Origin of the sequence: Melittangium boletus DSM 14713, assembly GCF_002305855.1 — a bacterium.
Taxonomy (GTDB): domain Bacteria; phylum Myxococcota; class Myxococcia; order Myxococcales; family Myxococcaceae; genus Cystobacter; species Cystobacter boletus.
This window is the reverse complement of record NZ_CP022163.1, coordinates 8,046,424-8,071,519: the sequence shown is the minus strand read 5'-3', so window position 1 is coordinate 8,071,519 and position 25,096 is coordinate 8,046,424. Positions and strand designations below refer to the sequence as shown.

The 25,096-nt window shown below is 67.7% G+C and carries 26 protein-coding genes; 16 read left to right on the top strand and 10 right to left on the bottom strand.

Going from position 1 to position 25,096, the window contains the following annotated elements; genetic code table 11:
* Positions 1-4: 4 nt before the first annotated feature.
* Positions 5-769, top strand: a complete 765-nt coding sequence (locus MEBOL_RS33545) for a hypothetical protein (RefSeq protein WP_095981247.1) — start codon at positions 5-7, stop codon at positions 767-769.
* Between the two features lie 55 nt (positions 770-824).
* Here MEBOL_RS33545 and asnS read toward each other — a convergent pair whose 3' ends face one another.
* The 5 genes from asnS to MEBOL_RS33520 all read right to left on the bottom strand — a co-directional run bounded on the left by asnS (position 825) and on the right by MEBOL_RS33520 (position 5,408).
* Positions 825-2,225 carry an asparagine--tRNA ligase gene (gene asnS / locus MEBOL_RS33540; RefSeq protein WP_095981246.1) on the bottom strand — a complete coding sequence of 467 codons (1,401 nt, stop codon included), beginning with the start codon at positions 2,223-2,225 and terminating at the stop codon, positions 825-827.
* Positions 2,226-2,405: 180 nt separating this feature from the next.
* The gene (locus tag MEBOL_RS33535; RefSeq protein ID WP_095981245.1) at positions 2,406-3,494 is read right to left on the bottom strand and encodes a cyclic nucleotide-binding domain-containing protein; all 1,089 of its coding nucleotides are present in this window, start codon (positions 3,492-3,494) and stop codon (positions 2,406-2,408) included.
* Between the two features lie 157 nt (positions 3,495-3,651).
* Positions 3,652-4,386 carry a competence/damage-inducible protein A gene (locus tag MEBOL_RS33530; protein ID WP_095981244.1) on the bottom strand — a complete coding sequence of 245 codons (735 nt, stop codon included), beginning with the start codon at positions 4,384-4,386 and terminating at the stop codon, positions 3,652-3,654.
* Positions 4,387-4,398: 12 nt separating this feature from the next.
* A complete protein-coding gene (tmk, locus tag MEBOL_RS33525) occupies positions 4,399-5,076 on the bottom strand; it encodes a dTMP kinase (protein WP_095981243.1) in 678 nt (225 codons plus the stop codon).
* The gene (locus MEBOL_RS33520; protein ID WP_095981242.1) at positions 5,073-5,408 is read right to left on the bottom strand and encodes a hypothetical protein; all 336 of its coding nucleotides are present in this window, start codon (positions 5,406-5,408) and stop codon (positions 5,073-5,075) included. The genes tmk and MEBOL_RS33520 overlap by 4 nt, the downstream gene beginning before the upstream one ends.
* A gap of 162 nt (positions 5,409-5,570) precedes the next feature.
* Between MEBOL_RS33520 and MEBOL_RS33515 the strand changes: the two genes are divergently transcribed.
* Positions 5,571-6,452: an NAD(P)-dependent oxidoreductase gene (locus MEBOL_RS33515; RefSeq protein WP_095981241.1), complete on the top strand. Its 882-nt coding sequence runs from the start codon at positions 5,571-5,573 to the stop codon at positions 6,450-6,452.
* Here MEBOL_RS33515 and MEBOL_RS33510 read toward each other — a convergent pair.
* Positions 6,445-7,314 carry an AraC family transcriptional regulator gene (locus MEBOL_RS33510; RefSeq protein WP_095981240.1) on the bottom strand — a complete coding sequence of 290 codons (870 nt, stop codon included), beginning with the start codon at positions 7,312-7,314 and terminating at the stop codon, positions 6,445-6,447. The two genes, MEBOL_RS33515 and MEBOL_RS33510, sit on opposite strands and share 8 nt — an antisense overlap.
* A gap of 66 nt (positions 7,315-7,380) precedes the next feature.
* On the opposite strand from MEBOL_RS33510, the gene MEBOL_RS33505 reads away from it, so the two are divergent.
* The 3 genes from MEBOL_RS33505 to MEBOL_RS33495 all read left to right on the top strand — a co-directional run bounded on the left by MEBOL_RS33505 (position 7,381) and on the right by MEBOL_RS33495 (position 9,449).
* A complete protein-coding gene (locus tag MEBOL_RS33505; RefSeq protein ID WP_095981239.1) occupies positions 7,381-7,761 on the top strand; it encodes an MmcQ/YjbR family DNA-binding protein in 381 nt (126 codons plus the stop codon).
* 72 nt (positions 7,762-7,833) lie between these two features.
* A complete protein-coding gene (locus MEBOL_RS33500) occupies positions 7,834-8,556 on the top strand; it encodes a hypothetical protein (RefSeq protein WP_245919062.1) in 723 nt (240 codons plus the stop codon).
* Positions 8,557-8,642: 86 nt separating this feature from the next.
* A complete protein-coding gene (locus MEBOL_RS33495; protein ID WP_095981238.1) occupies positions 8,643-9,449 on the top strand; it encodes a hypothetical protein in 807 nt (268 codons plus the stop codon).
* A 6-nt stretch (positions 9,450-9,455) separates the two neighbouring features.
* Here MEBOL_RS33495 and MEBOL_RS33490 read toward each other — a convergent pair whose 3' ends face one another.
* Entirely contained in the window at positions 9,456-10,070 is a 615-nt protein-coding gene (locus tag MEBOL_RS33490; protein WP_095981237.1) for an MBL fold metallo-hydrolase, read from the bottom strand.
* A 329-nt stretch (positions 10,071-10,399) separates the two neighbouring features.
* Between MEBOL_RS33490 and MEBOL_RS33485 the strand changes: the two genes are divergently transcribed.
* The 8 genes from MEBOL_RS33485 (at position 10,400) to MEBOL_RS33455 (ending at position 17,793) form a co-directional block, all read left to right on the top strand.
* Positions 10,400-12,157: an ICP22 family protein gene (locus MEBOL_RS33485; protein ID WP_245919060.1), complete on the top strand. Its 1,758-nt coding sequence runs from the start codon at positions 10,400-10,402 to the stop codon at positions 12,155-12,157.
* A gap of 950 nt (positions 12,158-13,107) precedes the next feature.
* Positions 13,108-13,608, top strand: a complete 501-nt coding sequence (locus tag MEBOL_RS43345; protein WP_245919058.1) for a hypothetical protein — start codon at positions 13,108-13,110, stop codon at positions 13,606-13,608.
* Positions 13,609-13,621: 13 nt separating this feature from the next.
* Entirely contained in the window at positions 13,622-14,017 is a 396-nt protein-coding gene (locus MEBOL_RS33475; RefSeq protein WP_095981235.1) for a hypothetical protein, read from the top strand.
* Positions 14,018-14,153: 136 nt separating this feature from the next.
* The gene (locus tag MEBOL_RS33470) at positions 14,154-15,245 is read left to right on the top strand and encodes a methyltransferase (protein ID WP_095981234.1); all 1,092 of its coding nucleotides are present in this window, start codon (positions 14,154-14,156) and stop codon (positions 15,243-15,245) included.
* 91 nt (positions 15,246-15,336) lie between these two features.
* The gene (locus tag MEBOL_RS33465; RefSeq protein WP_095981233.1) at positions 15,337-15,609 is read left to right on the top strand and encodes a hypothetical protein; all 273 of its coding nucleotides are present in this window, start codon (positions 15,337-15,339) and stop codon (positions 15,607-15,609) included.
* Positions 15,610-16,045: 436 nt separating this feature from the next.
* A complete protein-coding gene (locus tag MEBOL_RS43340; RefSeq protein WP_245919056.1) occupies positions 16,046-16,828 on the top strand; it encodes a hypothetical protein in 783 nt (260 codons plus the stop codon).
* 9 nt (positions 16,829-16,837) lie between these two features.
* Positions 16,838-17,326: a DUF2380 domain-containing protein gene (locus MEBOL_RS43335; RefSeq protein ID WP_245919054.1), complete on the top strand. Its 489-nt coding sequence runs from the start codon at positions 16,838-16,840 to the stop codon at positions 17,324-17,326.
* Positions 17,323-17,793, top strand: a complete 471-nt coding sequence (locus MEBOL_RS33455) for an NUDIX hydrolase (protein WP_095981232.1) — start codon at positions 17,323-17,325, stop codon at positions 17,791-17,793. Before MEBOL_RS43335 ends, MEBOL_RS33455 begins: the two co-directional genes overlap by 4 nt.
* A gap of 21 nt (positions 17,794-17,814) precedes the next feature.
* Here the strand turns inward: MEBOL_RS33455 and thrC are convergent, their stop codons facing one another.
* From thrC to MEBOL_RS33440, 3 genes are read right to left on the bottom strand one after another with little or no spacing between them, the layout of a single operon-like run.
* Positions 17,815-19,143 carry a threonine synthase gene (gene thrC, locus MEBOL_RS33450; RefSeq protein WP_095981231.1) on the bottom strand — a complete coding sequence of 443 codons (1,329 nt, stop codon included), beginning with the start codon at positions 19,141-19,143 and terminating at the stop codon, positions 17,815-17,817.
* Between the two features lie 5 nt (positions 19,144-19,148).
* On the bottom strand, positions 19,149-19,700 hold the full coding sequence (locus MEBOL_RS33445) for a hypothetical protein (RefSeq protein ID WP_245919053.1): 552 nt from the start codon (positions 19,698-19,700) through the stop codon (positions 19,149-19,151).
* A 49-nt stretch (positions 19,701-19,749) separates the two neighbouring features.
* A complete protein-coding gene (locus MEBOL_RS33440; protein ID WP_095983159.1) occupies positions 19,750-20,397 on the bottom strand; it encodes a protein-L-isoaspartate(D-aspartate) O-methyltransferase in 648 nt (215 codons plus the stop codon).
* Between the two features lie 137 nt (positions 20,398-20,534).
* On the opposite strand from MEBOL_RS33440, the gene MEBOL_RS33435 reads away from it, so the two are divergent.
* From MEBOL_RS33435 to MEBOL_RS33425, 3 genes are all read left to right on the top strand, one after another.
* Positions 20,535-20,897 (top strand): STAUR_1299 family protein, encoded by a 363-nt coding sequence (locus MEBOL_RS33435; RefSeq protein ID WP_095981229.1) that lies wholly within the window; start codon positions 20,535-20,537, stop codon positions 20,895-20,897.
* A 21-nt stretch (positions 20,898-20,918) separates the two neighbouring features.
* Positions 20,919-22,127, top strand: coding sequence for an alanyl-tRNA editing protein (locus MEBOL_RS33430; RefSeq protein ID WP_095981228.1), 1,209 nt, complete (start codon positions 20,919-20,921; stop codon positions 22,125-22,127).
* A gap of 132 nt (positions 22,128-22,259) precedes the next feature.
* Positions 22,260-25,082, top strand: a complete 2,823-nt coding sequence (locus MEBOL_RS33425) for a hybrid sensor histidine kinase/response regulator (RefSeq protein WP_095981227.1) — start codon at positions 22,260-22,262, stop codon at positions 25,080-25,082.
* The last annotated feature ends 14 nt before the right edge of the window (positions 25,083-25,096 follow it).

Here is a 25,096-nt window from a genome sequence, read left to right as displayed (position 1 = left end):
GAGCATGCGTAGCGTGACCGCGATATGGCTGGGGGGCACGGCGGGCCTCCTGGTGGGCTGTGCCGAGCAACCCTCCGCCGGCTGTCAGGTGCAGGATGGGGCCTGGCATGTCGCCTATGTCCTGAAGAACCCCGCCGAGGCCTCCACCTCGTGCGGCGCCCTCACCAGCGACACCTTCGGGGTGTACAAGTACCTGGTTCCCGCGAGCGAGGATCCCCGTACGCCGTCGACCATGGCCCTGCGGCCCCAGGCGGCGGTGTCGCTGGCGACGTACATCGACAGCGCGGGGACGCGGCGGCCCCGGGTGGAGCTGACGCCGCCGGAGGACCCCGCGAATCCCACGGATCCCACCGGGGCGCTCCAGGCCTCGCGGCTGGCCACGGCGCTGTCCACCTCGTTCCCCAACGAGCCGGATGCCCAGGACGGGTGCCGGGTGCCGTCGTTCAGCCGGATCTCCATCGCGGCGCGGGCCGTGACGGATGGAAGCGGTGCCGCCCTGCCCGCCCGGACGGTCGACTACCAGTTCAGCGACGTGTACCTCTATTCCTCGCCGTCGGCGCCGGGCGTGTTGTTCCGGGGCTCGCTCGTGTTCGGCGATGGCAACTGCACGGCCGAGTACCGGGTGCTGGGCCTGTCTCCCGCCGTGCCCTGCACGACGGACGCGGAGTGCCGCAACCCCGCCACGGGCATCAACCGGGAGCTCGACGTGGTGTGCCTCAACGGCGGCTGCGCGCCCAACCCGACCACGTGGACGCTGTTCGGCGAGTAGCGCGCGGGGCGCTCCGCTCACACCGAGCGGAGCGCCGAGCCGGCGGGCGATCGTCTCAGAACTGCGCCGAGCCTGGCACGCGCGGGTACGGAATGGCGTCGCGGATGTTCTGCAAGCCGCAGATGTAGACGATGAGCCGCTCGAAGCCGAGCCCGAAGCCCGCGTGCGGCACCGAGCCGTAGCGCCGCAGATCGCGGAACCACTGGTAGCCCTCCGGGTGCAGGCCGAACTTCTTCATGCGCTCGTCCAGCCGATCCAGCCGCTCCTCGCGCTGGCTGCCGCCGATGATCTCGCCGATTCCCGGCGCGAGCACGTCCATGGCCGCCACGGTCTTCCCGTCGTCGTTCATGCGCATGTAGAAGGCCTTGATCTGCTCGGGGTAGTTCATCACCACCACGGGCCGGCCCACGTGCTCCTCGGCGAGGTAGCGCTCGTGCTCGGTCTGCAAGTCCTTGCCCCACTCGGGCGCGTACTCGAACTTCTTCTTGGCCTTCTTGAGGATCTCGATCGCATCCGTGTAATCGATGCGCTCGAAGCTCGACTGGATGAACTTCTCCAGCCGCTCGGTCACGCCCTTGAGCTGGCGCTCCTCGAAGAACTTCATGTCCGGGGCGCACTCGGTGAGCACCGCCTTGAAGACATACTTGAGGAAGCGCTCGGCCAGGTCCGCGTCGTCGTTCAGGTTGGCGAAGGCGATCTCCGGCTCGATCATCCAGAACTCGGCCAGGTGCCGGGTGGTGTTGGAGTTCTCCGCGCGGAAGGTGGGGCCGAACGTGTACACCTTGGACAGCGCCAGGCAGTACGCCTCCACGTTGAGCTGGCCGGAGACGGTGAGGTAGGCCTCCTTGCCGAAGAAGTCCTTGCTCCAGTCGATCTTCCCGCCCTCCGTGCGAGGCGGGTTCACCGCGTCGAGCGTGGACACGCGGAACATCTGCCCGGCGCCCTCCGCGTCGCTCGCGGTGATGATGGGCGTGTTCACCCAGAAGAAGCCCTCCTCGTGGAAGAAGCGGTGGATGGCCTGGGCCGCCGTGTGGCGCACGCGGGTGATGGCGCCGAAGGTGTTGGTGCGCGGGCGCAGATGGGCCACTTCCCGCAGGAACTCCAGCGTGTGCTGCTTGGGCTGGATGGGATAGGTGTCTGGATCATCCACGAAGCCGAGCACCTGGACCTCGTCGGCCTGGATCTCGAAGGACTGGCCCTTGCCCTGGGATTTGACGAGCGTGCCGCGGCAGATGACCGAACAGCCCGCGGTCAGGTGCAGCACGTCCTTCTCGTAGTTGGGCAGCGCGTTGGGCGCCACCACCTGGATGGGATCGAAGGTGGAGCCATCACTCACGTTGACGAAGCTGATGCCCGCCTTGGAGTCCCGGCGGGTGCGCACCCAGCCGCGAACCTCGACCTTGGTGTCCGGAGCGATCGAGCCCTCCAGCGCCTTCTTCACACTGACCACCTGCATGACGCGCCCTGCCTTCCTCGTAGGATTCCCGCGAAGAACGCCGGAGTTAGCCGTCCGCTGGCCCGAGGACAAGTCCCATGACGCGGCGGTGTCTCCCCCAGGGACTCCAGAACGTGCTAACCCGATGGACCTGGAGGGCCCGGGCGTCTCCCCGGGCTCTGAGTCCGGAACGAGGTCAGCTCAGGAGCCCGTCGCCTCATCCGGAAGCGGCGCCATCAACCCGGCATTGCGCAACAGGCGCTCATGGCCCATCTGGGCCAGCGCCTCGCGCACGGCGGGCTGCTCGAGCAGGTGCCGCTCGCAGCTGCCGTGGTCCAGGCGGAGCAGCAGGCAGGACGTCTCCGCGCGCACGGTGGCGGTGGCATTCAGGCCGAGCATCAGGGCGATCTCCCCGAACATGTCACCCTCACGCAGGGTGCGCAGCATGCGCTCGCCATGCGTCCCGTCCCGGTGCAGCACCTGGCACTGTCCCTGGAGCAAGAGGTAGAGCGCGTCCGCGGGTTGCCCCTGCTCCAGCAGGACCGCGCCCGCGGGCCGGGCCCGGAGCTCGAAGTCGTGCGACAGGACCTCGCGCTGCTCGTTCGACAGCAGCCGGAAGAGCGGATTGCTGCGCAGCACGTTGTCGAGCAGCCGCTCGCGGTGGAATTCGCGCAGCACCCCTTCCACGGATGGGTGCCGCTGGACGATGAGCGACAGCCGCTCCCGCGTCAGCTCCAGTACCGCCGTGTTCTCGAAGGCCCTCACACTCGCCATGCGCGGCACGTGGGACAGGAGCGACATCTCGCCGAAGAAGTCGCCTTCCTCCAGCACGGCCACCGTGCGCCGCCGCCCCGACTTGAGCGTCCGCACCACCTCCACGCGCCCCTCCACGATGGCGAAGAGCGAGTCACCAGGCGTGCCCTCCTCCACGATCGTCTCGCCGGCCTCGAAGTCCCGCAGCTCCAGGGACTCGAGCATCGTCTCGAACTCCCACTGGCCCAGTCCCGAGAGCAGGGACGCGCTCGCGGGCTTGCGCTCCAGCTCCCGCTCCAGTGGAACGGGTCTCGGCACGGCGGGGCCCACGGGGGCGTTGGGATCCAACTTGCGCGCGTCGAGCTCCGACAACAACCGCCGCGTCGGAGCGTGATCCGGCTCCAGCCGGAGGATGATCTTGCACAGGGCGATGGCGCGCAACGACCACCCCTGCTGCACCCAGCGCCTCGCCAGCACCGCGTAGTCCGAGAGGGCCTCGGCTGGTTCCTGGGGCCGCCAATCAAGCGTGTCGGACATGGTTCTCCTCGGGTGAAACTCCCGTCATGAAACCCAGGGCCCCGGTCCCTGTCCACCCTTCCCGACCGCCTGACGCGGCGCGCGAACGGCGTTGTACGAATGCTTACATGACACGAGCCGAGGAATCAGCGCATCGAGGGGAAAACCCGTCGAGACCCTACTCCGTGCGCAGGAGCGCGCCTTCCGGCAACTCCTCCAGGAGCCGGGCGAAGGCCGCTTCCACTTCGGCCTTGTCCACGCTCTCCACCGTCACCTTCACGGAGTAGTCCAGGGCCGGGTCGAACATCGGGTAGGAGCCGATCGCCACGTGCGGCATGTCCAGCGCCACCCGATCGAGCGCCCCCGCCACCGCGCTCTCGCCCGCGGTCAGGTACAGCACGCGCAGGTGCACGGGCGTACCGCTCAGCCGCCCGAGCACCGTCTCCAGTTGCGTGCGGAAGAGCTGGGGCACGCCGGGCAGGAGGAAGACGTCCTCCACCGTCAGCACCGGGTACCAGTTCCCCGACTGATGCAGGAGCACCGCGCCCTCGGGGGCATCCGCCAGGCGCATCACCTCGGGCGTCATGCGCTCCGGACCTTTCTGGCGGATGAGCTCCACCATCTCCGGCAATCGCACCACCCTGCGCCCCATGGCCAGCGCCACCGCGCGCACCGTCACGTCATCGTGCGTGGGCCCGATGCCGCCACTGGTGAAGACGTATTTCGCCCGCTGCCGCGCCCGGGACACCGCCTCCACGATGAAGTCCACCTCGTCGGGGACGATCTCCAACGAGCGCAGGGGGATGCCCACCTCGCGCAGCCGCTGGATGAGGTAGGGACCGTTGGCGTCCACCACCTTGGCCGTGAGGACCTCGTTGCCGATGATGACCGCCGCCGCGCCCATGGGCTCCATGAGGACGAGACTCTAGCGCACCGCCGCCGCGCGACCGGGCTTTTGTCCGAGCAGCTTGCGCACCCGCGTCAGGCACGCCTCCGTCACGGCCTCCACGGACGGGTCTCCGTCGATGCGCACCACGTGCTCGCGCTTGCCCCGCAGCTTGATGGCCGCCGCGTACTGCCGGGAGATGCGCCGCTGTTTCTCCTCGGCGTCGAAGAGCTCCTCCGGGCCTCCCCGCGCCGCGCGCCGCCGTGCCGCCACCTCGATGGACACCTCCACGAAGAGCGTCAGGTCCGCGGGCACCGCGTGCGTGTTGATGGCTTCCACCCACTCCATGGGCAGCGACGCGCCCTGGTAGGCGAGCGACGAGAGCACGGAGCGATCACTGAGCACCACCTGCCCCGCCTCGAGCGCGGGCAACACCCGGGCCCGGAGGTGGTCCGTCCGGTCCGCCGCGTACAGGAGCGCCAGGGTCTCCGGCGCGAGGGGGCCCGCCCCGCCCGGCAGCACCACCCGGCCCGTGAGGGCCTGGCGGATGAGCACGCCCACCGGTCCGTCCGAGGGCTCGCGGGTGGTGAAGACGGGATGACCCTCGGCGCGCAAGGCCGCCGCCAGGCGCTCCACCTGGGTGGTGGTCCCCGCGCCGTCGAGTCCTTCCAACACGATGAGACGCCCACGCGCGGCGGGCTTCGGAGCCGGGCTCACCGGGGCAGCGCCACGGGCTCGTCCAGTCCCAACCGGCGGCGCAGCTCGAGCATGGTCTCATAGCGCGCCAGCTCGTCCGCCAACACCGTGCGGCCCTTGCGCAGACGCAGGAGGCCATAGACGAACAGCCCCATCGTGGCCACCAGGCCCAGCCACGCCAGGTACGGCGTCTTCGCCGAGTCCCAGAAGAGCTTGGCCGTGGCGCCGCCCAGGATGAGCGAGACGACGAAGGACAAGCCCGCGTGGGCGAAGAGCAAGGTGCTCTGGCGGGTGGACAACGCCTCCTGGAGGCGCTCGAGCTGCTCTCGGTGGTTCTGCGTATCGGCGTTCACGGGGTGGCGAAGCTAGCGGAACCCCGGGGCCACGTCGAGTCGGCGCACGGGTTGCGTGGCCCCACCAGTCCGGGCACGACCTCCCAGGGAGTTCGCACAACCCTTCAAGGCAGCCCCCACCCCCCTGGACTAAGTCAGGAGCCACATCGGCTGGAGGTACATATGGACATCGGTTTCATCGGCCTCGGCGTCATGGGACAACCCATGGCGCTCAATCTGGCCCGTGCGGGAGTGACGCTCGTCGTCTGGAACCGCTCCGCTGACAAGTGTGAGCCCTTGCGCGCGGCCGGTGCGAAGGTGGCGGCGAGCGCCGCCGAGGTCTTCGGACAGGCACGCGTCGTGATCCTCATGTTGGCCGACGGCGCCGCGATCGATTCCGCCCTGGGCCGTGGCACGCCGGACTTCGGCGCGAACGTCGCGCGGCACACGATCGTCCACATGGGGACGACCTCGCCCGAGTACTCGCGCGGGCTCGAATCCGACATTCGCGCCGCGGGAGGCAGCTATGTCGAAGCGCCCGTCTCTGGCTCGCGGAAGCCCGCCGAGGCCGGGCAGCTCGTGGCGATGCTGGCCGGCGAGAGCGCGGCCCTGGAGGAGGTTCGCCCGCTGCTCCAACCGATGTGCCATGAGACGATCCTCTGTGGACCCGTCCCGAGCGCGCTGCTCATGAAGCTCTCGGTCAACCTGTTCCTGATCACCATGGTCACCGGCCTCGCGGAGGCGGCTCATTTCGCCGGCCAGCATGGCTTGGACATGCAACAGTTCCTCGCCGTGCTCGACGCCGGTCCGATGGCGAGCAGCGTGTCACGCGTGAAGGCGCTCAAGCTGGTGGCCCGGGACTTCGCCGTCCAGGCCTCGAGCACCGATGTCTTGAAGAACAATCGGCTGATCGCCGAGGCGGCAAGAGAGTCCCACGTGGCTTCGCCCCTGCTGGATGTCTGTCACTCCCTGTACGGCGAGACCGTGGCGCTGGGACATGGCCAGGCCGACATGGTGGCGGTCGTTCGCGCGATCGAGGCCCGAACGGACTCCGGTGCTAGGTAAGCGCCGCGGCCCACCTCGCGGGAGTCAGGCCGTAGGTCCGCTTGAACATGCGCGACAGGTGACTCTGGTCGGCGAAGCCCGCCTCCAACGCGGCGTCGCGCAGCGGCATGCCGCCGATGATCATCAGGCGCGCGAGATCCAACTGCCGCATGGTGCGGAAGCGGCTCGGGCTCGTGCCAAACGCGGCGCGAAACTGACGCGCGATCGTCCAGCGATCCAAGCCCGAAACACGTTCGAACTCCTTGACCGGATGCTGGATCATCGGGTCGTCGGCGATGAGGTCACGCACGCGCAACAACGAGGCCATGCAGAGCGGAACCCTCTTGTTCCGGGGCGCGGAAGAATGCTTCTCCAGCACTCCCGCGATCACGAGCGCGATTTCGACACGCTCGCAGTCGCCAATCGGCTCGTCGATATCGTTCAAGCAGGCGATCAGGGCCGGATCCATGTCGTGATGTTTGACGACGGGGTCGGCGACGAAGGGCAATGGCTTTCCATCCAGCGCCTGTTGAACGAGCGACGGATCGACATAGAGGATCCTGTACCCGAATCCTTCTTCGGTGCCCGCTCCGCCGTCATGGAGCTCATCGGGATGGAGGATGTGTCCTTCGCCAGCGAGGCAATGCCGCCGCTCTCCACGATAGCGGAACGTCTGCACGCCCGTCAGCGTCATGCCAATCGCATAGGTATCGTGACGGTGCGGGGAAAACGCCTGGCCCGTGAACGATGCTTCAAGACGTTCGAGCCCCTCCGCCCCAGAGCCGATCCGCAGACGAGGCCCGGCCGTTTCGCCGTCAGCGGGCACGCGTTGGCGCAAGCCTTCGAGATGAGCTTGGGGGTGGTGTCCTGGCTTCTTCCGCATCCCGGTGAAGTTACAGGATTTTCAAGGGAGATTCTGCCCCTCCCTCTCACGATGTAAGCTGCCGCCATGACCTGGAAGCAGTTCTGTGCCTTGGGGTTGAAGCTGCCGGATGTCGAGGAGGGGACGTCCTATGGGACGCCAGCGCTGAAGTGCCGGGGAAAGCTCCTCGCACGATTGAAAGAGGATGGCACGACCGTGGTGCTGTCTGTCGAGACGGTCGATGAGCAGCAGTTTCTCATCCGGGCGAAGCCCGACGTGTACTTCCTCACGCCGCACTACGAGGGCTATCCGCTGGTGCTCGCACACCTGCCGGCGCTTCGTACGCCGGCGGCACGAACGCATCTCGAGAGCGCTCGCGGGCGCGTGGCACCAAAACGGAAGTCAGCAACGGTGCGAGGCGAGAAGAAGGGAGCGACAGCCGTCCGGCGCTCCACGCGTCCAAAATAGCGAGATGTTCCACTCGAAACTTGACACTGACACCGGAGGCGTAAGGTGGACATGAAGGAGAGTGGACGCGGGATGCGAAGCACCTGGAGGCTGGCGGTCTTTCTCCTGGTGCTCGGAGCGACCCTCGGCGCCCAAGCGGAGCCTCCTTCGTCCAGGCTCCCGGGCCGCAAGCCAGACTCCACGGAGCCCTGGGGCGCTTTTCTTGGCAGGGCCGCACACCTCGCCATTGGCAGGCAGTACAGCGTGCAGCACCCCACCAACGCCGTCTTCCTGAACACCATCAATCTCTCTACCATTGTGAAGAATGGGAAGTTGGGAGACCCCGAGCGTCTCCCGGAGTTCGTCAGACGCTTGCGCCCAGACATCACCGATACGGACGCCCTCGTGCTCTTCGAGATCAAACCGGACAATGAGGAGGGACGCAAGGAAGGCAGAGAACAGGCGGGGCGCTACCTGGCAGCTCTGAATGATGCCATCAAGCCTGACAAGAAACTCGCGGGAGGCACTGGCTTTGAAGGGTCTCTCTTCCTCGAATTCGAGAACGGAGGAGCACTCTGGCAATTGTCTTGGCGTACGCCAGAGCCCGGAGTGACGCTGTACCGCTGGAGCTACCGGCGCGAGAAGTCCCATGCCTCCTGGAAGGAGCGCGCGGCCCAGAAGGAAGAGGCGTTGCCCAGGGAAGAAGCAGAACAGCGCGGTCAGGTAGCCGAGCAGGTGCTCCGGGCTGCTTACGAAAAGGGCGAATGGCCCAGCGGATTCCAGGGCCAGGTCTACCTACCCGTGGACTGCCGCTGAGCAAGTGGGAGGCGTCCGGCGCCCTCGGAGCGAGCGCGGGTCCTGGCGCTTGAGGCACACGTGACCGCCATGGTAGGGCCCGAGCCATGATCGTGCCACAGTCCCCGGTGCTCGAGTTCCCCGCGATGCTCCACGGCCCTATCAGCGCCATCCGCCGCGAAGTCAGGGCCAAGAGCCAAGGGTGGGCCCGGGAGTACCGCAAGACGGGTGGCTTTACCCAGCCCCGGCGGATGCTCCAGGTGTCGCCCGGCGAGCCTCTGGTGATGCACTCGGCGGCCGAGTTTGAATTCATGTGTCGCTCGAGCTGGCGGATTCACATGTTCATCGACGTCTTCATGAACTTGGAAGAGGGCGTCCCGAAAGAGGAGCGCCAGCGCATGGAGGAGGCTTTTGAGTCCTTCTGCCTGGGCACCCCATGGGGCGCGCTCTACCATGCGGTGTCTCCTCCCCCGCTACGGAGCTCGGAGCGCATGGCCAGTCGGCTCGCCGCGCTGTTGCGCTTCTGGGACGTGCTCCAGGGCCCGCGTTATGCGTACAGGGTGCCCGACACCCACCACACGCTCGATGCTCTCATGGAGTACATCTACCGCGAGACGCTGGAGGCGTGGTGCCCCGGGGGCCCTGCCTCGGTGCGCGAGCACATGGCGCTGACGGTGGCGCGCATGGCGCGCGCCACCCGGGAGGACTGCATGCAAGCCGTGCTCCGGGTGATTCCCGTCGTGGTGCGGGCGAACGCCGATCTCAAGCACCGCGAGGAGCTCAGCGACCCGGGCTTCCTGCGCGAGCGCCTCGCCGCGCTCCCCCCAGAGGACTTCGAGGATGTCTCCAGCGCCTACCGCTACGCGGTGAATGGGCCGGTGTGCGCGTGGGACAGGGAGTTGGAGCGGCATTAGGAACTGTCAGCACGAATCGTATCGGGATTGCGAGAGTTCCTCCAGGGCCGCGCGTCCGCCGCGGAACACCGGCCAACCATCGCCCACCAGCACCGCGTCGATGCGCGGCCCTCGTGCAAGCAGCTCGTGCACCGAGGCTCGGGCCTGGACGAAGTCCTTCAGCTTCGCCTCCGGCAGGAGGTTGAGCCGTCCACCCATGTGGCCGCGAATCAAGTCCCCCGTCACCAGCGTCGTGTCCTCGAGCAGCAGGGCCAGCTCGCCGGGCGTCTTGGAGCCGTGCAGTTCCATCGCCACCAGCCCGGGGACGAGCTCGTCGCCCGTGGAGAGCCACCGGTCGCACCTGAGAGGAAAGGTCTCCGCCTCGGCACCAGGGCCGGCCACCTTCGCGCCGAAAGCGGAGACCAACTCGCGGGTGGTGCGGACGTGGTCCGAGTTGGTCACCACCACCCAGGCCACACCTCCGAGCGAGCGCAGGTGCGCGGCATCGTGCGTGGACAGCGGGAGCGGATCGATGACCACGTTGCCCTCGGGGCGTACCCACAGGACGCTGTGGAAGTCCAGGTTGCGCGCCTCGTCGAAGACGGACCAGCCATAGAGCTCTTTGCGGTGCAGGGCTTTCATGGTGCCCGAGTCTACTCGTATACGAGCACCACGCCGCTGGCCGGATGCGCCCCCAACCGGAGCAGGCTCACTGACTCAATTGCCCCCTCTGGCCTTGGTTCGATTTGGCGTTGTGCTGGCAGGAGGGATGTCGATGACGGCACTCTTTCTTGATTGCCGGAGAATCAACGTTGATTCGTGATGACTGTGATTTCTTTGAAACCACGAGTTGAATGCGAGGGGGCGGCATCGCCCCGCTGCTGCGCGCTATCCGTGAGAATGTGGTACGAGAGGCGTGTTCTAGGAGTTGGAGGCTCGCGGTGACATTTTTTCGGGTGTGTCTAGCTTCGTTGCTGGCCTTGGTGGTCGCCTGCGGCGGTTCGAACTCAGAGGAATCGCGTGATCCCGGACAGCATCAGCCGGACACGGGAGTCGGCGAGGAGACGCCGGACGCGGGAGCAGGGCTGCCGGACGCAGGCGAAGAGACGCCAGACGCGGGAGCGGGGCTGCCGGATGCAGGCGAAGAGACGCCAGACGCGGGAGGTGGTGAGGAGACGCCCGACGCGGGAGGCGGCGAGGAGACGCCGGACGCGGGAGCGGGACTGCCGGACGCGGGAGGCGGAGAAGAGACGCCGGACGCGGGAGCGGGACTGCCGGACGCGGGAGGCGGAGAAGAGACGCCGGACGCGGGAGTGGGACTGCCGGATGCAGGCGGAGAGACGCCCGACGCGGGGGCAGGGACACCGGACGCGGGCGGAGACGCGGGCGTGCCGTTGGAGGTGAACGTCATCGGCAACTGGGGCTTTGAAGAATGGCCCGGTTCTCTCCCGGTGCTGTGGTTCGGGAGCAAGTCGAGCATCTCCAGCGATGGGGTTCAGAAGGAGACCACGCGTGCCTTCGAAGGGGTGAACGCGGTTCGCCTCGTCAACACGTCGAGTTCGCACAAGCGCTTCACGACCCAGGCCAAGTCGATGCCTGCTGGCCATTACTCATGCACATTCCAGGCGCGGGGCAATGGAGACATTCGCAACGCCTTCTTCAGCGACGATTACTCCAGCTATTCGGGGTACACCTCGCTCAATACCCAGTCGTGGACCCGTCTGACGTACAGCTTCAATCTCGCCAGCGACGTCTTCGACACCTTTGAACTCGTTTTCAGTGTCCGAAATACCAGCGGGGATCATCTGCTCCTGGATGATGTGCGCTGCGTACGGGCCCCGGAGCCGTGCGACGTGGTCAGTTGCGAGCCCTGGGAGCGGTGTGTGAACAGCACCGCGACCTGCGAGCCGCTTGCCAATCGCTGTAACTCCGCCGCCGACTGCAGCGAGTGGCAGGCGTGCGATGAGGGCAATACGTGCGTGGTGGCGGAGGATCGCTGCACCCGTCACGCGGACTGCGCGGACACGCCAGAGACGCCGGTCTGCGAGGTCTCCACGCATCTCTGCATTGAAGGCGACCCGTGCGCGGGCGTCACGTGCGGCCACCCCGCGACGAGTTGTAACCCCAGGACGGGCGTGTGTGAGTTGGCGGAGGGAGCTTGCTTCACAACGTACGATTGCCTGGGTGATTTGCCGGCCTGTGATCCGGGAACCAAACGCTGTGTTTCCGCTGACCACTCCGCGAACATCATCCGCAATGGCGGGTTCGAGAGCTGGAATACTTATTCCATTCCCTATCAGGGGGAGCATTTCATCCCAGACTATTGGTATGGCATCGACAACGGCTCCGCGGACCCCGGCACGCAGATAAAGCCCTCGCGGCTTGTGCCGTACACGACGGCGGTGCATGGCGGCTCGATCGCGCTGCAGTTCGTGACCCCCATCCAGGTGGCCGAGCGTTTCACGACCGAGAAGTTCAACGTCCCGATCGGTAGCTACTCCTGTTCATACCGAGTGCGGGGGCATGGCACCATTCGCCACCGCAGCTATTCGAGCGGTGGGTGGAGTCCTCAGACGGACTTCCTCGCCGTCGACAGCGATGAGTGGCGGCCAGTCTTCTTCCGCTTCAACGGGAACGTGCGCGACTGGCGCTTGTTCTTCTACCCAAGCCGCAGCGAGGCCGACCGCGACCATCTCCAGGTTGACGACGTCGTCTGCACCAAGGACTAAGCACCCGGACATAGATCATAGATATTGTCCACCCCCGGCAAGGGACCGCTGAGAGTGGACGAGGCGGTGCGTGAGCGGCTGAGGGACATCAGCCGCTCCTCGGATGTGGATGCTGACGAGCGGGACTGGGTGCAGCGGGTCCTGCTTGCTCAAGAGCTGGCGTGAGCAAGGCGAGCAAGCCCTCTTCAAGAGGTTGCCCGGGCCAGCGCCCGACTTCGAACACCGGCAGCACGTGTACCAGGCACTGCGGCTACTGCTCGAAGAGCCGCGCACCTGGAGCGCCGGCCAGCTGTCTCGCGCCCTTGAGGCCCTTGCCGCCATCCAGGCCCAGCGGCCAGAGTCGAGGTGCTCAAGTCAGCCAACCATCCTTCTATTCCTTGGTGGTGGCGCTCACGGATCTGAGGGATCCGGAGATGTCAGGGGCGAGACTGTAGCGGACGCTCGCGCTCAGGCCGAGACACCCTCCGATGGTGGTGTCGCTGCTCGACGAGGGACTGGAGAAGGCCGCCTCCCCCCCATCTTGAACGGGACCGAGCCTGGCGTGGCGCACACGAGGATAAAGATGCTTGGTTAAATGTGGCCAATGCTCAACCTCGGGAGAGGGTTGAGTGAGCGTCTTGCACGAAGTCGAAAACGTTTACTACCAGCCTCAACTGGGAGGGTGGACGTTGTCACTCTACCGCCCGACCCTTTAGGGTAGGTGGTGTCGGTCCGTAGAATCAACAGAATCAACGCGGACGGAACGGGCGGTTTGGAGACCAGTCGGTGGGTTCAGGCTACTGAATTTCTGTACAGCCCCCCCCCCCCCCCCCCCCCCCAACAAAAATCCTCTAACCCCCTGATATTACTAGGGATTTCGCTTGAGGTTTCGAGACATGGTTGGGTGTCCTGTCACTGACCCTACGGGTAGCAACGCAGCCAGACCCACTCGTGTCGATGATGGAGGAGGCATGAGGCTGCTGGCGCTGCTGAGTGTCGCAATGATGGTTTGCGCCAGCTGCGTCCACGCTCGGCCGGCCGGGGACCTTAATGCCCAGAATGCCCAACCCTATCTCATTGACGAGGACGCAAGCGGAGTTGGCAGTGCACTCGGAACAGGAGGCTCCGGATACGACTGCGACGACGAGCTGAACCAGTGCTTCACCCAATGCTGGGAGTCCACGAAGCAGCCCTACCCGCACGTCGAACACAACGAGTGGTACTACGAGCACTGCACGAGAGAGTGCCGCAAACAGTACATGCAGTGCGTCGATGAAAAGGAGAAGGAGGACGCGGAGCGAGCGAAGAGACGCCCTCCGCTCGAGTTCTCGAGTTTCGACAAGGCACGAGACTGGATTCGGGCCCACAAGGCCGAAGTAGCACTCGGGACCGTCGTCATTGTTGCAGGCACCGCCTTCATCCTCGCTACCGGCGGAAGCGGCGCGCTGATTCTCGCCCCCCTTGCACTCTAAGCCCTTTCTCACAATGACATACAATAAGAATTTCGATGCCAATGCCGTCCTCCGAACCATGGAGGACATAAGCAGACGCCATACCGAGAAGACGCCCGAGGACGAGGCGCTTCGGGTTTGTGCGACCGCGCTGCTATACATCCGGGACGACCTCAAGAAACTCGAAGAGTTTCGCGAATTTTTTCGCAAAATAACGACCCCTGCGATCGAAGGAGTCCAGGTCGCACACACATTCGCCACGCGCGAAGAAGCAGATGCGTGGCTCGCAGGCGGAACAGCGAAGGATGGCCAACTCGTCAGGGTCGCCGGCCAGGGATTCACAGTCATTGACCACGGGCCAAAAGGGCTGAAGCTCGTCCGGATACCGCTGCCGGAAGAACTGCCCCCTCACAAGCCTAAGAGCACCTAACAAAAATCAGGTCAGGATTGTCGAAGTGGACGCTTCGCACGTCCTTTAGATAGAGCACCCAACTTAACTTTCGAAGTAACCCGGGCAGACCACCATACTCGTTGCAAGATCCGGCCGGAACGATGTAGGGCGGGGTATGGATTCCACGAGTTGGCGTTCGGAGAGCGGCGAGCCCGCCCCGTCGAAGTTGTCCCCGGTCGATGACCGCCTCACGGCGGACACGGCGCTGCGGCGGGTCCGGCGCGGCGAGTACCTGCTCTATACGGGCGACTTCCACAACGCGAAGCAGCTCGTGGGCGCAATGGCCCGCCGCCTGCCCCACCCTCCGGCGGCCCGCTCACCCCTGGAGGCCTTCCGCGCCGAGCGCCGCGCCCGCCAGTTGGAACACGACACCCTGTCGCGCATCGTGGTGGCGCTCGACCGGGAGTACCGGCTGGAGGTGAAGCGCGCGCCCGACGTCGCCGAGGCCTGCCGCCAGGTGTGGGGCAAGCCAGAGGCCGACCGGACCCTCGTGTCCCTCAAGACGCTCCTGGGCATGCTCGGCGCTGCGGAATGGCGGCGCAAGGGGCTCGCGGTCCCTGGCCTCGAGGGCAAGCTCCATCCGCACTACGGCGTCTATCTGCCCACGCGCACCGACTACGTGGAGTTGCTGCTCTCCGTCACCGATGTCAAAGGCAAGCAGGTGTTCGACGTAGGCACGGGAACCGGCGTGTTGTCCTTCATCCTGTTGCAGCGCGGGGCGGCGGCGGTGACGGCGACGGATTGTGATTCGCGCGCCGTGGCCTGCGCCCGGGAGAACGCCGAACGCCTGCGTTTGTCCAAACGCTTCCAGGTCCTGGAGACCGATCTCCTCCCGCCGGGCAAGGCGGACCTCATCGTCAGCAATCCGCCGTGGATTCCCGAGCCGCCCAAGAACCGGGTGGATCGCGCGGTGTTCGACGAGGACAACCGCTTCCTGCTCGGCTTCCTGGATGGGCTCGCCGCGCACCTGAATCCCGGCGGTCAGGGCCTGCTGCTGCTGTCGGATCTCGCGGTGCTGCTTGGCTTGCGCTCACCGGAGTGGTTGGACGAGCAGCTCGCCCAACGGGGTCTCGTGGTGAAGTGGAAGCGCTCCGCCCCGGCGCGTCACGGCAAGGCGAAGGACAAGAGCGATCCGCTCCACGCCGCCCGGTCCCGGGAGATCACGACGCTCTATGGCATCGTGCCCGGTGCTCCGGTGGCCGGGTAATCCGCCTGGTGGAGGATGGACAGCCTCTTGGTGAAGCGCTCACAATGTCTGTCTTCCCCGCAGTCCCCCCCCCCCCCCATAGGAGCAACCCATGAAGAAGCTCATCGCCCTGGCCGCCGTTGGTTTCGCCCTCACCGCATGTGGCGGTCCCGTGGTGGAGGACACCCAGGAGCCTGGCCAGACGGAACAGGGACTCAATCCGACCTGTCCCGCCGGCTACACGTCGACCCGCATCTGGGAGTGCGAGAAGGTCTGCGGCGCCAACTACGGCAACATCCAGCACCTGTACTGCGACAACGCCTCCACGGGCGACTCCTACGACGCCGGGCCCATCGGCGCCGTGCGCTGTGGCGCCTGCTACTGAGAAGCCTCACCTGACGCCCCGAGCACGAGGCCCGGGGCATCGGGATTCTGTGCCGCAGAGGTCCGCGAGCGCCCCGCGCACCGCGTCCAGGTCCACGATGCGTTGGGCACGGGCGGCACACCGCTGTTTCTGGAAGGAGTGGGCGCGCTGCGCCCTGGAACCATCAACTCCGTGAGCCTGGGAGTAGACAATGCGCGCTGACTTGTCCCGGGCCCGTTGGGAGGGCCTTTTGCTCGCCCTGGCCCTGCTATCCACCGGCTGTGTGTCTCTGACGCCACCGCATGGCAGGGGAACGAGCCTGAGCTACACTCCCAACGAGGCCACAAGGCCTGCATCGGCCCAGAGGCAGGGTGTCGAGTCTCCCCGCCTCCTCGTCTCAACGCCTGAGACCGAAACACCTGAGCGGTTGCACCGGCGTCGGGTCTCCCGTGAGGAGATGACAGCGGCGGGCCCACACAGCGCGGAAAGGGAGGCGCGGCAAAGGGCCCTCGCGGCCCAGTTGGCGTTTCGCGGTGCCATTCGCGAAGTGTCAGGCTCCACCCGCCGCATTTCCGTCGAACTCGCCCGGCTCAAGGCGAGTAGCCGGGGCCTCGCCAACGGAAACGGTGTCTTCCTCCGTTACACCGACTACGTCACCGCTCAACTGCGGTGGATGGACGCCCAGCTCGCCGCCGCAACCCGGCTGGCCAACGCCGCTTCTGAGGTGGAGGATCCGGACATGCGGATCTCCCTGCTGCGCGTGGCCGGCCCACCGCTGGAAGCCACTATGGTGGGCTCGCTCCTGCTCGCCGTCTGGCTCGACTTCCTCAACCTCGCCGACATCGCGCTCAAACAGCACCTCTACCCCGCGGAAACGCTGTTCGCGGACCTGTGGCGCAGGCAGGAGATGATCGAGCCCGTGATGGCGGCGCTCTCCTCCAGGGAGCACGGGCAGGTGGAGGCCGCGGCGCAAGACGTGCCCCCGCTGGTCCACCTCACGGACGAATTCGCGGCCACTGAAGAGAGAATGCGCATCGCGGCGGAGAATCTCCGGAAGGCGCTGGTTCTCAAGGAAGCCATCGAGACTGTCACGATGCTCTCGACGATGAAGTTCTCGCTGCCCTCGGCGCCACCGTCCGCTCCCATCATGGTCGGCATCAGCCTCTCGGTTGGAGGCAACGGTGTGATGATGGGCACGCGGATGATCGTGTCCGCTGAGTGGGTGGAGATGATGCGCTAGTTGGTGCGCTTGGGCGTTCTCTCCCTGCCCGTCGTCAGCGCCGCCGTGCGAATTCAAGTGGGCCAGGTGATGCTGACGCAGGCGCATGGCGAGCTGCCGCAGGGCGTGCGCGACGCGCTGGGCGATGGGCCCGAGGTGGGGACCATGCACGTGACGGGCAAAGCGAGGGCTGGCATGGCCGAGCCTCCGCAGCACCACGTCATGCCGAAAGAGTTCCGCGAGTGGTTCGAGAAGCGCGGCTTCACCGGCGAGATGGACATCGACGAGTTCTGCGTCAAGCTGGAACAGGCTCACCACGAGGCCGTCCACGGCGGTGGCGACTGGAAGCTGGGACGCTCATGGCCGGGTGAATGGAACCGGATGATCATGGAGGCGCTGTACGAGGCCGAGACCGAAGCAGGCCGGATGTTGACGCGGAACGAGATCCTGAAGAACGTCGCGAAGCGGATGAGGGACTATCAGATCCCAATGAGCTTCACCCGCTGGAGGGGACGATGAGCAACGGATCCGCGTGGCAAGGCAGCGTGAAGGTGCGCCTGTACGAGCGGGTTCGCGAACGGGGTTACGATTCTCTCACTGCCTTCGCCGAGGCACGCCCCGCCGTCCCGTTGTACTTACTGGCCGAAGAGCTTGGAAAGGACGACGTCGCGGCAGTGCAGGTGTTGAGCGGATTGCTCGCCGAGGCCGAACAGCGCAAGCAGGTCACGCGCTTTGTTCGCGACGTGCTTGTGCGCGAATTATCCGAGAGTCTCCCCAACGGCTGGCCAACCGAGCTGGACGACGCGAGCCGTGGAGAGGTTGCCATGGCGCTCGGCACGTGGTCCGCATACACGCCAGAAACGCATAAGGAGCGCGTCAAGCAGGCCCGAGCAACGCTCCGCGCCACACCGCCCCGAGCCGGCTGGCGCCCGCTCGGCCCTGACGATGAACTACTGCGCACGCTCCTACCCGACGAGGAAGCCTGACTCCCCGCACCTCACTCGGGTTCAGAGGTCCGCGAGCGCCCCGCGCACCGCGTCCAGGTTCGCGGGCAGGTCCACCGGCGGATTGGCCAGACGGCTCGTCACGTCCGCCAGCGCGCCCTTGTGGTAGCCCACCTTGAAGTCCGGGAACTTGAGCCCGTGCGCGGTGGACACCACCGCCACCTTCGAGCCCCGGGCAATCACTCCCTGGGCCACCAGCTTCTCCAGCGCCGCGAGCGCCACGCCCGTGTGCGGACAGGTGAAGGTGCCTTCCCGATCCGCCCGCGCCGCCGCGTTGGCCAGCTCGGACTCCGTCGCGTCCTCCACCACGCCGTTGAAGGACTTGAGGATGCGCACCGCGCGCCGGAAGGACACCGGATTGCCAATCTGGATGGCCGAGGCCAGCGTGCGCTCGGCCTGCATGGGCACCAGCTCCGCGAAGCCGCCCCGGAAGGAGCGCAGGAGCGGGTTGGCGCGCTCGGCCTGGGCCACCGCGATCCGCGGCCGCTTGGAGATGACCCCCAGGGCGTGCATCAGCTCGAAGCCCTTGCCCAGCGCGCTCGCGTTGCCCAGGTTTCCGCCCGGAATCACCACCCAGTCCGGCGGCTCCCAGTCCAAGTCCTGGCACAGCTCGATGGCCACCACCTTCTGGCCCTCGATGCGCAGCGAGTTCATGGAGTTGGCCAGGTACAGGCCCGCGTCCTGCGTCACCTGCTGCACCAGCTTCATGCACCCGTCGAAGTCCGTGTCGAGCGACAGAACCCGCGCGCCATTGGCCACCGGCTGCACGAGCTGCGACAGGGACACCTTGTCCTTGGGCAGGAACACCACCGAGGGGATGCCCGCCGCCGCGCAGTACGCCGACAGCGCCGCCGAGGTGTCTCCCGTGGACGCGCACGCCACCGCCCGGATGGGCACGCCCCGCTCGCGCATGTGCTTCACCGCGGACACGAGCACCGTCATGCCCCAGTCCTTGAAGCTACCCGTCGGAGAGACGCCGCACTCCTTCAAGTCCAGGCTCGCCAGGCCCAGCTCCTCCGCCATGCGCGGCAGCGGCTTGAGCGGCACCCGCCCCTCTCCCAGCGAGACGATGTCCCGTGCCGGAAGCTGGGGGTACACCCACTCGTGCTTGCCCCAGACACCCGAGGCATACGGCAGGCGCGAGGCGCCAAAGCGCTGGGCGAAGCGGCGCTTCCACTCCTCCGCTGGCACCGTCTTCAGTGCCTCCACGTCGTGCGCCACCTCCAGCAGGCCCTGGCACTTGGGACAGCGGTAGATGATCTCCAACAGCGAGGCCCGGAAACCACACCCCTCGCTGCAGGCATACGCGGCTTGAAAGTCAGATGGGCTCATGGGGCTTAACCGGCCGACGGAACGGGCGTTCCACAGGACACGCAGGCCCGGCCCGCGCGCGCGTTGGTATGGCACTTCGTGCACTTCGTCCACTCGCCCGCGGCCACCAGACCCTCCCCGGCCCGAGCCTGAGGCGGCGGCGTGCGCAGCTTGATGAGGCGCATGCCACAGCGATCACAGACGAGTCCCGACTCCTGCGGCGTGCGGCAATAGCGGCAGATGGCGGGTCCCGTGGGCGCCGCCGTCCTGTAGCCATCCGAGAGCGCCCGGCCCGAATCCAGATCCTGCACGGGCGCGGCCACGATGTTGCCCACCGGAGCGGAGCGTCCCGTGTCCAGATCCGACACCGGCTGCACGGCAACGGCCCCCACGGCCTGCTGGCGCGTCAGTTCCAGGTCGGCGATGGCCGCGACGGGCACCGGGGCCCGGCCTCCCGGCAATTGGGTCAACTCCATTTCCGGCAACGGCGCCACCGCGACGGCGATGGGCGCGGCCACGGAGAGCTTCTTTCCACAGACTTCGCACTCGATGCCCTGAGCCTGCTGGTGCTCACACATGGGGCAGATGATCATGAATCGGGAGGTTAGCCGTTCCCCCTCCACCCATTCAATGCGGCAGAGACACGGGGGGCGTACTCGTCATGGGCACGAAGCGCACCGCCAGCAACTTCTCCACCTGGGGCGCCTCCCCTGCTCCGTGGAGCGGCCGGGTCACGCGGATCAGCTCCTGGTTTCCCTTCTGGGGGCCCACCGGCACGAGCAACCGCCCTCCCGGGCGAAGCTGCTGGTAGAGCGCGGGAGGCAGTTGCTCGGGGGCCGCGGTGCCGAGAATGGCGTCGAACGGCGCGGCCTCCGGCCAGCCAGCCGTGCCGTCCCCTACCCGGAAGTGGATGTTCCGCAGGCCCAGGCGCTCCAGCCGCTCCCGGGCCGGCCCGGCAAGCTCCGGGAGGACTTCCACCGTGTACACCTCGGCGCCCATTCTCGCGAGCACGGCCGCCTGGTAGCCCGAGCCGGTTCCAATCTCCAGCACGCGCTCTCCGGGTTGGGGCGCCAGCGCCTGCGTCATGTACGCCACGATGTAGGGCTGGCTGATGGTCTGCCCATGACCGATGGGCAACGGGGAATCCTGGGTCGCCGAGGCCCGGAGTGAATCGGGAACGAAGTCCGCCCGGCTCAAGCCCCGGATCGCATCCAGGACGCGTTGATCGGAGATTCCCTCCCGCCGTAGGGCCTCCGCGAGTTCCAAGTCACCCATGGCCGGAGCGTAATCACCTTCGCGCGAGAGCGCAGCCACTCCGTCACGCCTTCGTGCACCGGCTGGCCCTCTCATGAGCAAGCCCTTGCTCTCGCGCGAAAGGCATGTTGGGAATCCCTCCCCACCGAGGAGGCTTCATGGACGCCGATACCGACGAATTGCTCCGCCTCGCCTTCGCCCAGGCCCCCGCCAACCTGGCCAACGTGGCCATCACCCGCATGCGCGCCGAGGTGGGCGGCGAGTCCTCGCGGGGCATCAGCTACGAGCTCCTCCTGCCCGACGGCAACGTGCGGACGTGGCTGCTCGACACCGTCCTGCCCCGCCTCGTGGATTACCTCGAGTCCATCGGCGCGAAGCTGCCCCGGTGCGGCGGCGTGTTCCTCTCCGTGTTCTCCGGCGACACGCTCCACTTCATCCACGCCCGGGACGTCATCGCCCTGCTCTCTGGCTGGAGCGGCCTGTCCTCCGACGAGCTCAAGCGGCGCTACGGGCCGCGTTAGCCCTCTTCCCTCCCCACCGCCATGACGACGACCCCCACCGAGCGCCTCTACTTCGCCGATCCCTTCCTCACCCGCTTCACCGGACATGTCATCGCGCACGGCACCTGGAATGGCCTGCCCTCCGTGGTGCTCGACCGCACCGCCTTCTACCCGGAGGCCGGCGGACAGATGGCCGACCGGGGAGTGCTCGGGGGCCACGCCGTGCGGGATGTCCAGGTGGATGATGCCGGGGTCGTCCACCACCTGCTGGAGCTCGCCGAGGGCACCCCCCTGCCCGCTCCGGGCACCGAGCTGTCCGGCGACATCGATCCCGTGCGCCGCCGCATCCACATGGCGTTGCACACCGGCCAGCACATGCTGTCCAGCGCCCTGGTGAACGTGGCCCATGCCCACACCGTGTCCTCGCGGCTGGGTGAGACGGTGTGCACGATCGACGTGGACGTGGAGGCGCTCGACGAACGGCTCGTCGCCGAGGCCGAGGCCCAGGTCAACGCCCTCATCGACGCGGACGTGCCCATCCGCGCCTTCTTCCCCACGCCCGAGGAGCTGGCCGCCCTCCCCCTGCGCCGCGCGCCCAAGGTCACGGACAACATCCGCGTGGTGCAGATCACCGGCTTCGACGTGTCCCCCTGCGGCGGTACGCACTGCACGCGCTCGGGACAGGTGGGCCTCGTGCGGGTGCTCGGCGTGGAACGCTACAAGGGCAAGGGCCGCGTCCTCTTCTCCGCGGGAGGCCGCGCCCGGAGCGAGCTCTGGCAGGAGGCCGGTGTGCTGCGCGCGCTGAGCCGGACGTTCTCCTGCGCGCCGCTCGACGTGCCCGCGTCCGTGGACAAGCTGCGCCGCGACCTCACCGAGGCGCGCGAGGCCCTGGGCGCGGCCCGGGCGAAGCTCGCCGAGGCCACCGCCGCCGAGCTGGCCGCCCAGTTGGAGCGCTCACCCGAGCAGCGCGTGGTGGCCGTGCTGGAAGGCGCCCCACCCGAGGAGTTGCGCTCCGTCGCCGCGCGGCTGACGAACCGGCCCGGTGCCGTGGTGCTGCTCGCGGGCCGCTCGCCCGAGGGACTGGCCGTCCTCATCGCCCGGGGCGCGGGCTCCACCTTCGGCTGTGGGGCCTTCCTCAAGCGCGCCGCCGAGGCCGCCGGGGGACGTGGCGGCGGACGTCCCGAGCACGCCGAGGGCCGGCTTCCGCCCCAGACGGACTGGCCCGCGCTGGTGGCGTCGCTGTTGGCCTGATGGGGGCATGATGTGGGCCGCCGAACGCTGGCGTTACCGGCCCGCGAGAATCGGAGCCGTGCCCGTTCACTTCCTGGCGCCCGTCCCCGGGGACGGCGGCGGCGGCGCGGCCAACCTGTCACGATTTCGCGCATGGTCGCCCTGACGGAAGCGCACGGCGCCGTGCCGCCTCGGCTCGAGCAGTTCCTCGAGGTCGTCACGGATGGAGTGCTCGCCCTCGATTCGGAGGGCAAGCCCCTGTATGTCAACTCCGGCGCCGAGCGCATCCTCGGCCACGCCCGGACGGAGCTCCTGGGAGAAGTGCTCTGGAAGCGGCTGCCCGACCTGGAGCACACGGAGTTCGGCCGGGCCTGCCGCCGCGCGAGCGAATGCCACGTCCCCGCCACGGTGGAGGAGTACTTCGACTCCCTCGGAGCCTGGGTGGAGGCACGGGTGTTTCCCACCTCCGAGGGACAGGTCGTCTTCCTCCGGGACGTGACTCCCCTCAACCAGGTGGCCACGGAGTACGCGAGCCTGCACGCGCTGGTGGCGAGCGCCCCCGTGGTGGCCTTCGTGACGCGAGGGCCCCAGCACGTCTTCGTCATCTCCAACATCCGCCACCGGCAACTGCATGGCGGACGCGAGGTGATTGGCCGGAGCGCCAGCGAAACCTCGCCCACGAATCCGGGCCTGTTGGAGGTGTTGAACCAGGTGTACGGCACGGGAGAGGCCCTCGTGCTGGAACAGGTACCGCTCGTGGTGGAGACACCGGGGGGCGCCCGCGAGGAGCGCCTGTTCCACCTCACCTGTCAGCCCCTGCCAGGCGCGGGAGGCCGGGTGGACGGCGTGACGGTGTTCGCCTTCGACGTGACGGAGGTGGTGCGCGGGCGCTGGCGCGCGGAGCGGCTGGCGGAGGAGTTGAGCCTGAGCGAGGTCCGCTTCCGCTCACTCGTGGTGGCCACGTCCACGCTCCTGTGGACGACGGATGCCACGGGCCGCTTCCGCGAGGACTCGCCCACCTGGTGCGCCTTCACCGGACAGGACTACGAGGACTGGCGCGATGGCTCGGGGTGGTGGAACGCCATCCATCCCGAGGATCGGGCACGCGCCTCGGAGGCGTGGCGGCTCGCCTTCTCCACCCGCGGACTCTTCGAGGCGGAGTACCGCCTGCGGCGCGCGGATGGCACCTACACCCCGGTGGTGTCGCGGGGTGTGCCGGTGCTGGAGCTGGACGGCTCCGTGCGCGAGTGGGTGGGCTCCATCACCGACATCACCGCCCAGCGCAGGGCGCGCCAGACGCTGGAGCTGCTCACCGAGGCGAGCACGGCGCTGTCCTCCACCTGGGAGCTGCGCCAGGCGCTCGAGGGTCTCACGCGCTGTCTCGTGCCACGGCTGGCCGAGTGGTGTGGTGTCTACCTGCGCGAGGACGAGGGCCCGGTCGGGCGCGTGGCCTTCACGGATGTGGATCCCCTACGGGCCCTGCGCCTGCGCGAGGCGGACCGGTGCGGGGACGTGCCCCACGCGGTGCGCGGCGTGCTGGCGCATGGCCGGGTGGAGTCCCTTCCCGCCCTCACCGAGGAAGAGCTCGCCACGGAGCCGGACGCGGCCCGGCGCGAGGCGAGGAGGGCCTTCCTGGGCCTGCGGACGCTCGCGGTGCCCATCACCGTGAAGGGCCGTCACCGGGGCGTCCTGCTGCTGCTCGCGGGCGAGGGACACCGGCCCTACGATGGCGACGACATCCGGCTGGCCGAGGAGCTGGCACACCGCGCCGCCATCGGCCTGGAGCACGTGCGCCTCTTCGAGCTGGCGCGCCAGGAGCGGGACCGGGCCGAGGAAGCCAACCGCGCCAAGGACGCGTTCCTCGCCACCGTCAGCCATGAGCTGCGCACGCCGCTCACCGCCATCCTCGGGTGGACGAGCATCCTGCGCACCACGCCCCTGCCCCCGGAGAAGCAGGCGCGCGCCCTGGAGACGGTGGAGCGCAGCGCCCGGGCCCAGGCGCAGATCGTGGATGACCTGCTGGACATCTCACGCATCGTCGCCGGGAGGATGCGCCTGGAAGTCAAACCGGTGGAGCTGGCCACGGTGGTGGAGGCGGTGCTGGACGTGGTGCGTCCGGCGGCGGCCGCGCGCGACATCCGGCTGGAGGCCCAGGTGGAGGGCGGCGGACTCGTGCTGGGCGATGCGCAGCGGCTGCAGCAAGTCGCGTGGAACCTGCTCACCAACGCCATCAAGTTCACGCCCCCCGGGGGACAGGTGCGCGTGCGGCTCGCGCGGGTCCAGAAGCAGGTGGAGCTGGAGGTGAGCGATTCGGGCCAGGGGATTGCCCCCGCGTTCCTCCCGCATGTCTTCGAGCGCTTCCAGCAGGCCGATGGCAGCACCACCCGCCGCTACGGGGGCCTCGGCCTGGGCCTGTCCATCGTGCGGCACCTGGTGGAATCTCAGGGCGGCACCGTCCATGCCCACAGCGACGGCGAGGGCCGGGGAGCCCGCTTCACGGTGCGGCTGCCGCTCATCCCCGCGCGAGCCACCACCCAGCCCCGTCTCCTGCTCGCGCCAGGACTCGGGTCACGCCCCGAGCACCTGCCCGATCTGTCCGGCGTGCGCGTCCTGGTGGTGGACGACGAGCACGACACGCGGGAAATCCTCCGCACCCTCCTGGAAAGGAGCCGCGCGCAGGTGACGACCGCGGCCAGCTCCGCCGAGGCCCTGGAGATGCTGCTGCATGCCCCTCCGGACCTGCTCGTCTCCGACATCGGCATGCCCGGCGAGGACGGCTACAGCCTCATCCGCCGCGTGCGCGCCCTGCCCCCCGAGCGCGGAGGCCAGGTGCCCGCCGCCGCCATCACCGCCTATACGCGCCCGGAGGATCGCGCCCACGCGCTGGGCGCCGGCTTCCAGGTCCATGTGTCCAAGCCCGTCGATCCCACGCAACTCATGGATACCCTGGCATCCATGATTGCCGCGAACGATTGATTGTCTTGGATTAC

Excerpts from the sequence above, each read along its gene's own strand:
- MEBOL_RS33545 (WP_095981247.1), top strand. The coding sequence starts at position 5 with ATGCGTAGCGTGACCGCGATATGGCTGGGGGGCACGGCGGGCCTCCTG.
- asnS (WP_095981246.1), bottom strand. The coding sequence starts at position 2,225 with ATGCAGGTGGTCAGTGTGAAGAAGGCGCTGGAGGGCTCGATCGCTCCG.
- MEBOL_RS33535 (WP_095981245.1), bottom strand. The coding sequence starts at position 3,494 with ATGTCCGACACGCTTGATTGGCGGCCCCAGGAACCAGCCGAGGCCCTC.
- MEBOL_RS33530 (WP_095981244.1), bottom strand. The coding sequence starts at position 4,386 with ATGGAGCCCATGGGCGCGGCGGCGGTCATCATCGGCAACGAGGTCCTC.
- MEBOL_RS33515 (WP_095981241.1), top strand. The coding sequence starts at position 5,571 with ATGGACATCGGTTTCATCGGCCTCGGCGTCATGGGACAACCCATGGCG.
- MEBOL_RS33510 (WP_095981240.1), bottom strand. The coding sequence starts at position 7,314 with ATGCGGAAGAAGCCAGGACACCACCCCCAAGCTCATCTCGAAGGCTTG.
- MEBOL_RS33505 (WP_095981239.1), top strand. The coding sequence starts at position 7,381 with ATGACCTGGAAGCAGTTCTGTGCCTTGGGGTTGAAGCTGCCGGATGTC.
- MEBOL_RS33500 (WP_245919062.1), top strand. The coding sequence starts at position 7,834 with ATGCGAAGCACCTGGAGGCTGGCGGTCTTTCTCCTGGTGCTCGGAGCG.
- MEBOL_RS33495 (WP_095981238.1), top strand. The coding sequence starts at position 8,643 with ATGATCGTGCCACAGTCCCCGGTGCTCGAGTTCCCCGCGATGCTCCAC.
- MEBOL_RS33490 (WP_095981237.1), bottom strand. The coding sequence starts at position 10,070 with ATGAAAGCCCTGCACCGCAAAGAGCTCTATGGCTGGTCCGTCTTCGAC.
- MEBOL_RS43345 (WP_245919058.1), top strand. The coding sequence starts at position 13,108 with ATGAGGCTGCTGGCGCTGCTGAGTGTCGCAATGATGGTTTGCGCCAGC.
- MEBOL_RS33475 (WP_095981235.1), top strand. The coding sequence starts at position 13,622 with ATGACATACAATAAGAATTTCGATGCCAATGCCGTCCTCCGAACCATG.
- MEBOL_RS33470 (WP_095981234.1), top strand. The coding sequence starts at position 14,154 with ATGGATTCCACGAGTTGGCGTTCGGAGAGCGGCGAGCCCGCCCCGTCG.
- MEBOL_RS33465 (WP_095981233.1), top strand. The coding sequence starts at position 15,337 with ATGAAGAAGCTCATCGCCCTGGCCGCCGTTGGTTTCGCCCTCACCGCA.
- MEBOL_RS43340 (WP_245919056.1), top strand. The coding sequence starts at position 16,046 with ATGACAGCGGCGGGCCCACACAGCGCGGAAAGGGAGGCGCGGCAAAGG.
- MEBOL_RS33455 (WP_095981232.1), top strand. The coding sequence starts at position 17,323 with ATGAGCAACGGATCCGCGTGGCAAGGCAGCGTGAAGGTGCGCCTGTAC.
- thrC (WP_095981231.1), bottom strand. The coding sequence starts at position 19,143 with ATGAGCCCATCTGACTTTCAAGCCGCGTATGCCTGCAGCGAGGGGTGT.
- MEBOL_RS33445 (WP_245919053.1), bottom strand. The coding sequence starts at position 19,700 with ATGTGTGAGCACCAGCAGGCTCAGGGCATCGAGTGCGAAGTCTGTGGA.
- MEBOL_RS33440 (WP_095983159.1), bottom strand. The coding sequence starts at position 20,397 with ATGGGTGACTTGGAACTCGCGGAGGCCCTACGGCGGGAGGGAATCTCC.
- MEBOL_RS33435 (WP_095981229.1), top strand. The coding sequence starts at position 20,535 with ATGGACGCCGATACCGACGAATTGCTCCGCCTCGCCTTCGCCCAGGCC.
- MEBOL_RS33430 (WP_095981228.1), top strand. The coding sequence starts at position 20,919 with ATGACGACGACCCCCACCGAGCGCCTCTACTTCGCCGATCCCTTCCTC.
- MEBOL_RS33425 (WP_095981227.1), top strand. The coding sequence starts at position 22,260 with ATGGTCGCCCTGACGGAAGCGCACGGCGCCGTGCCGCCTCGGCTCGAG.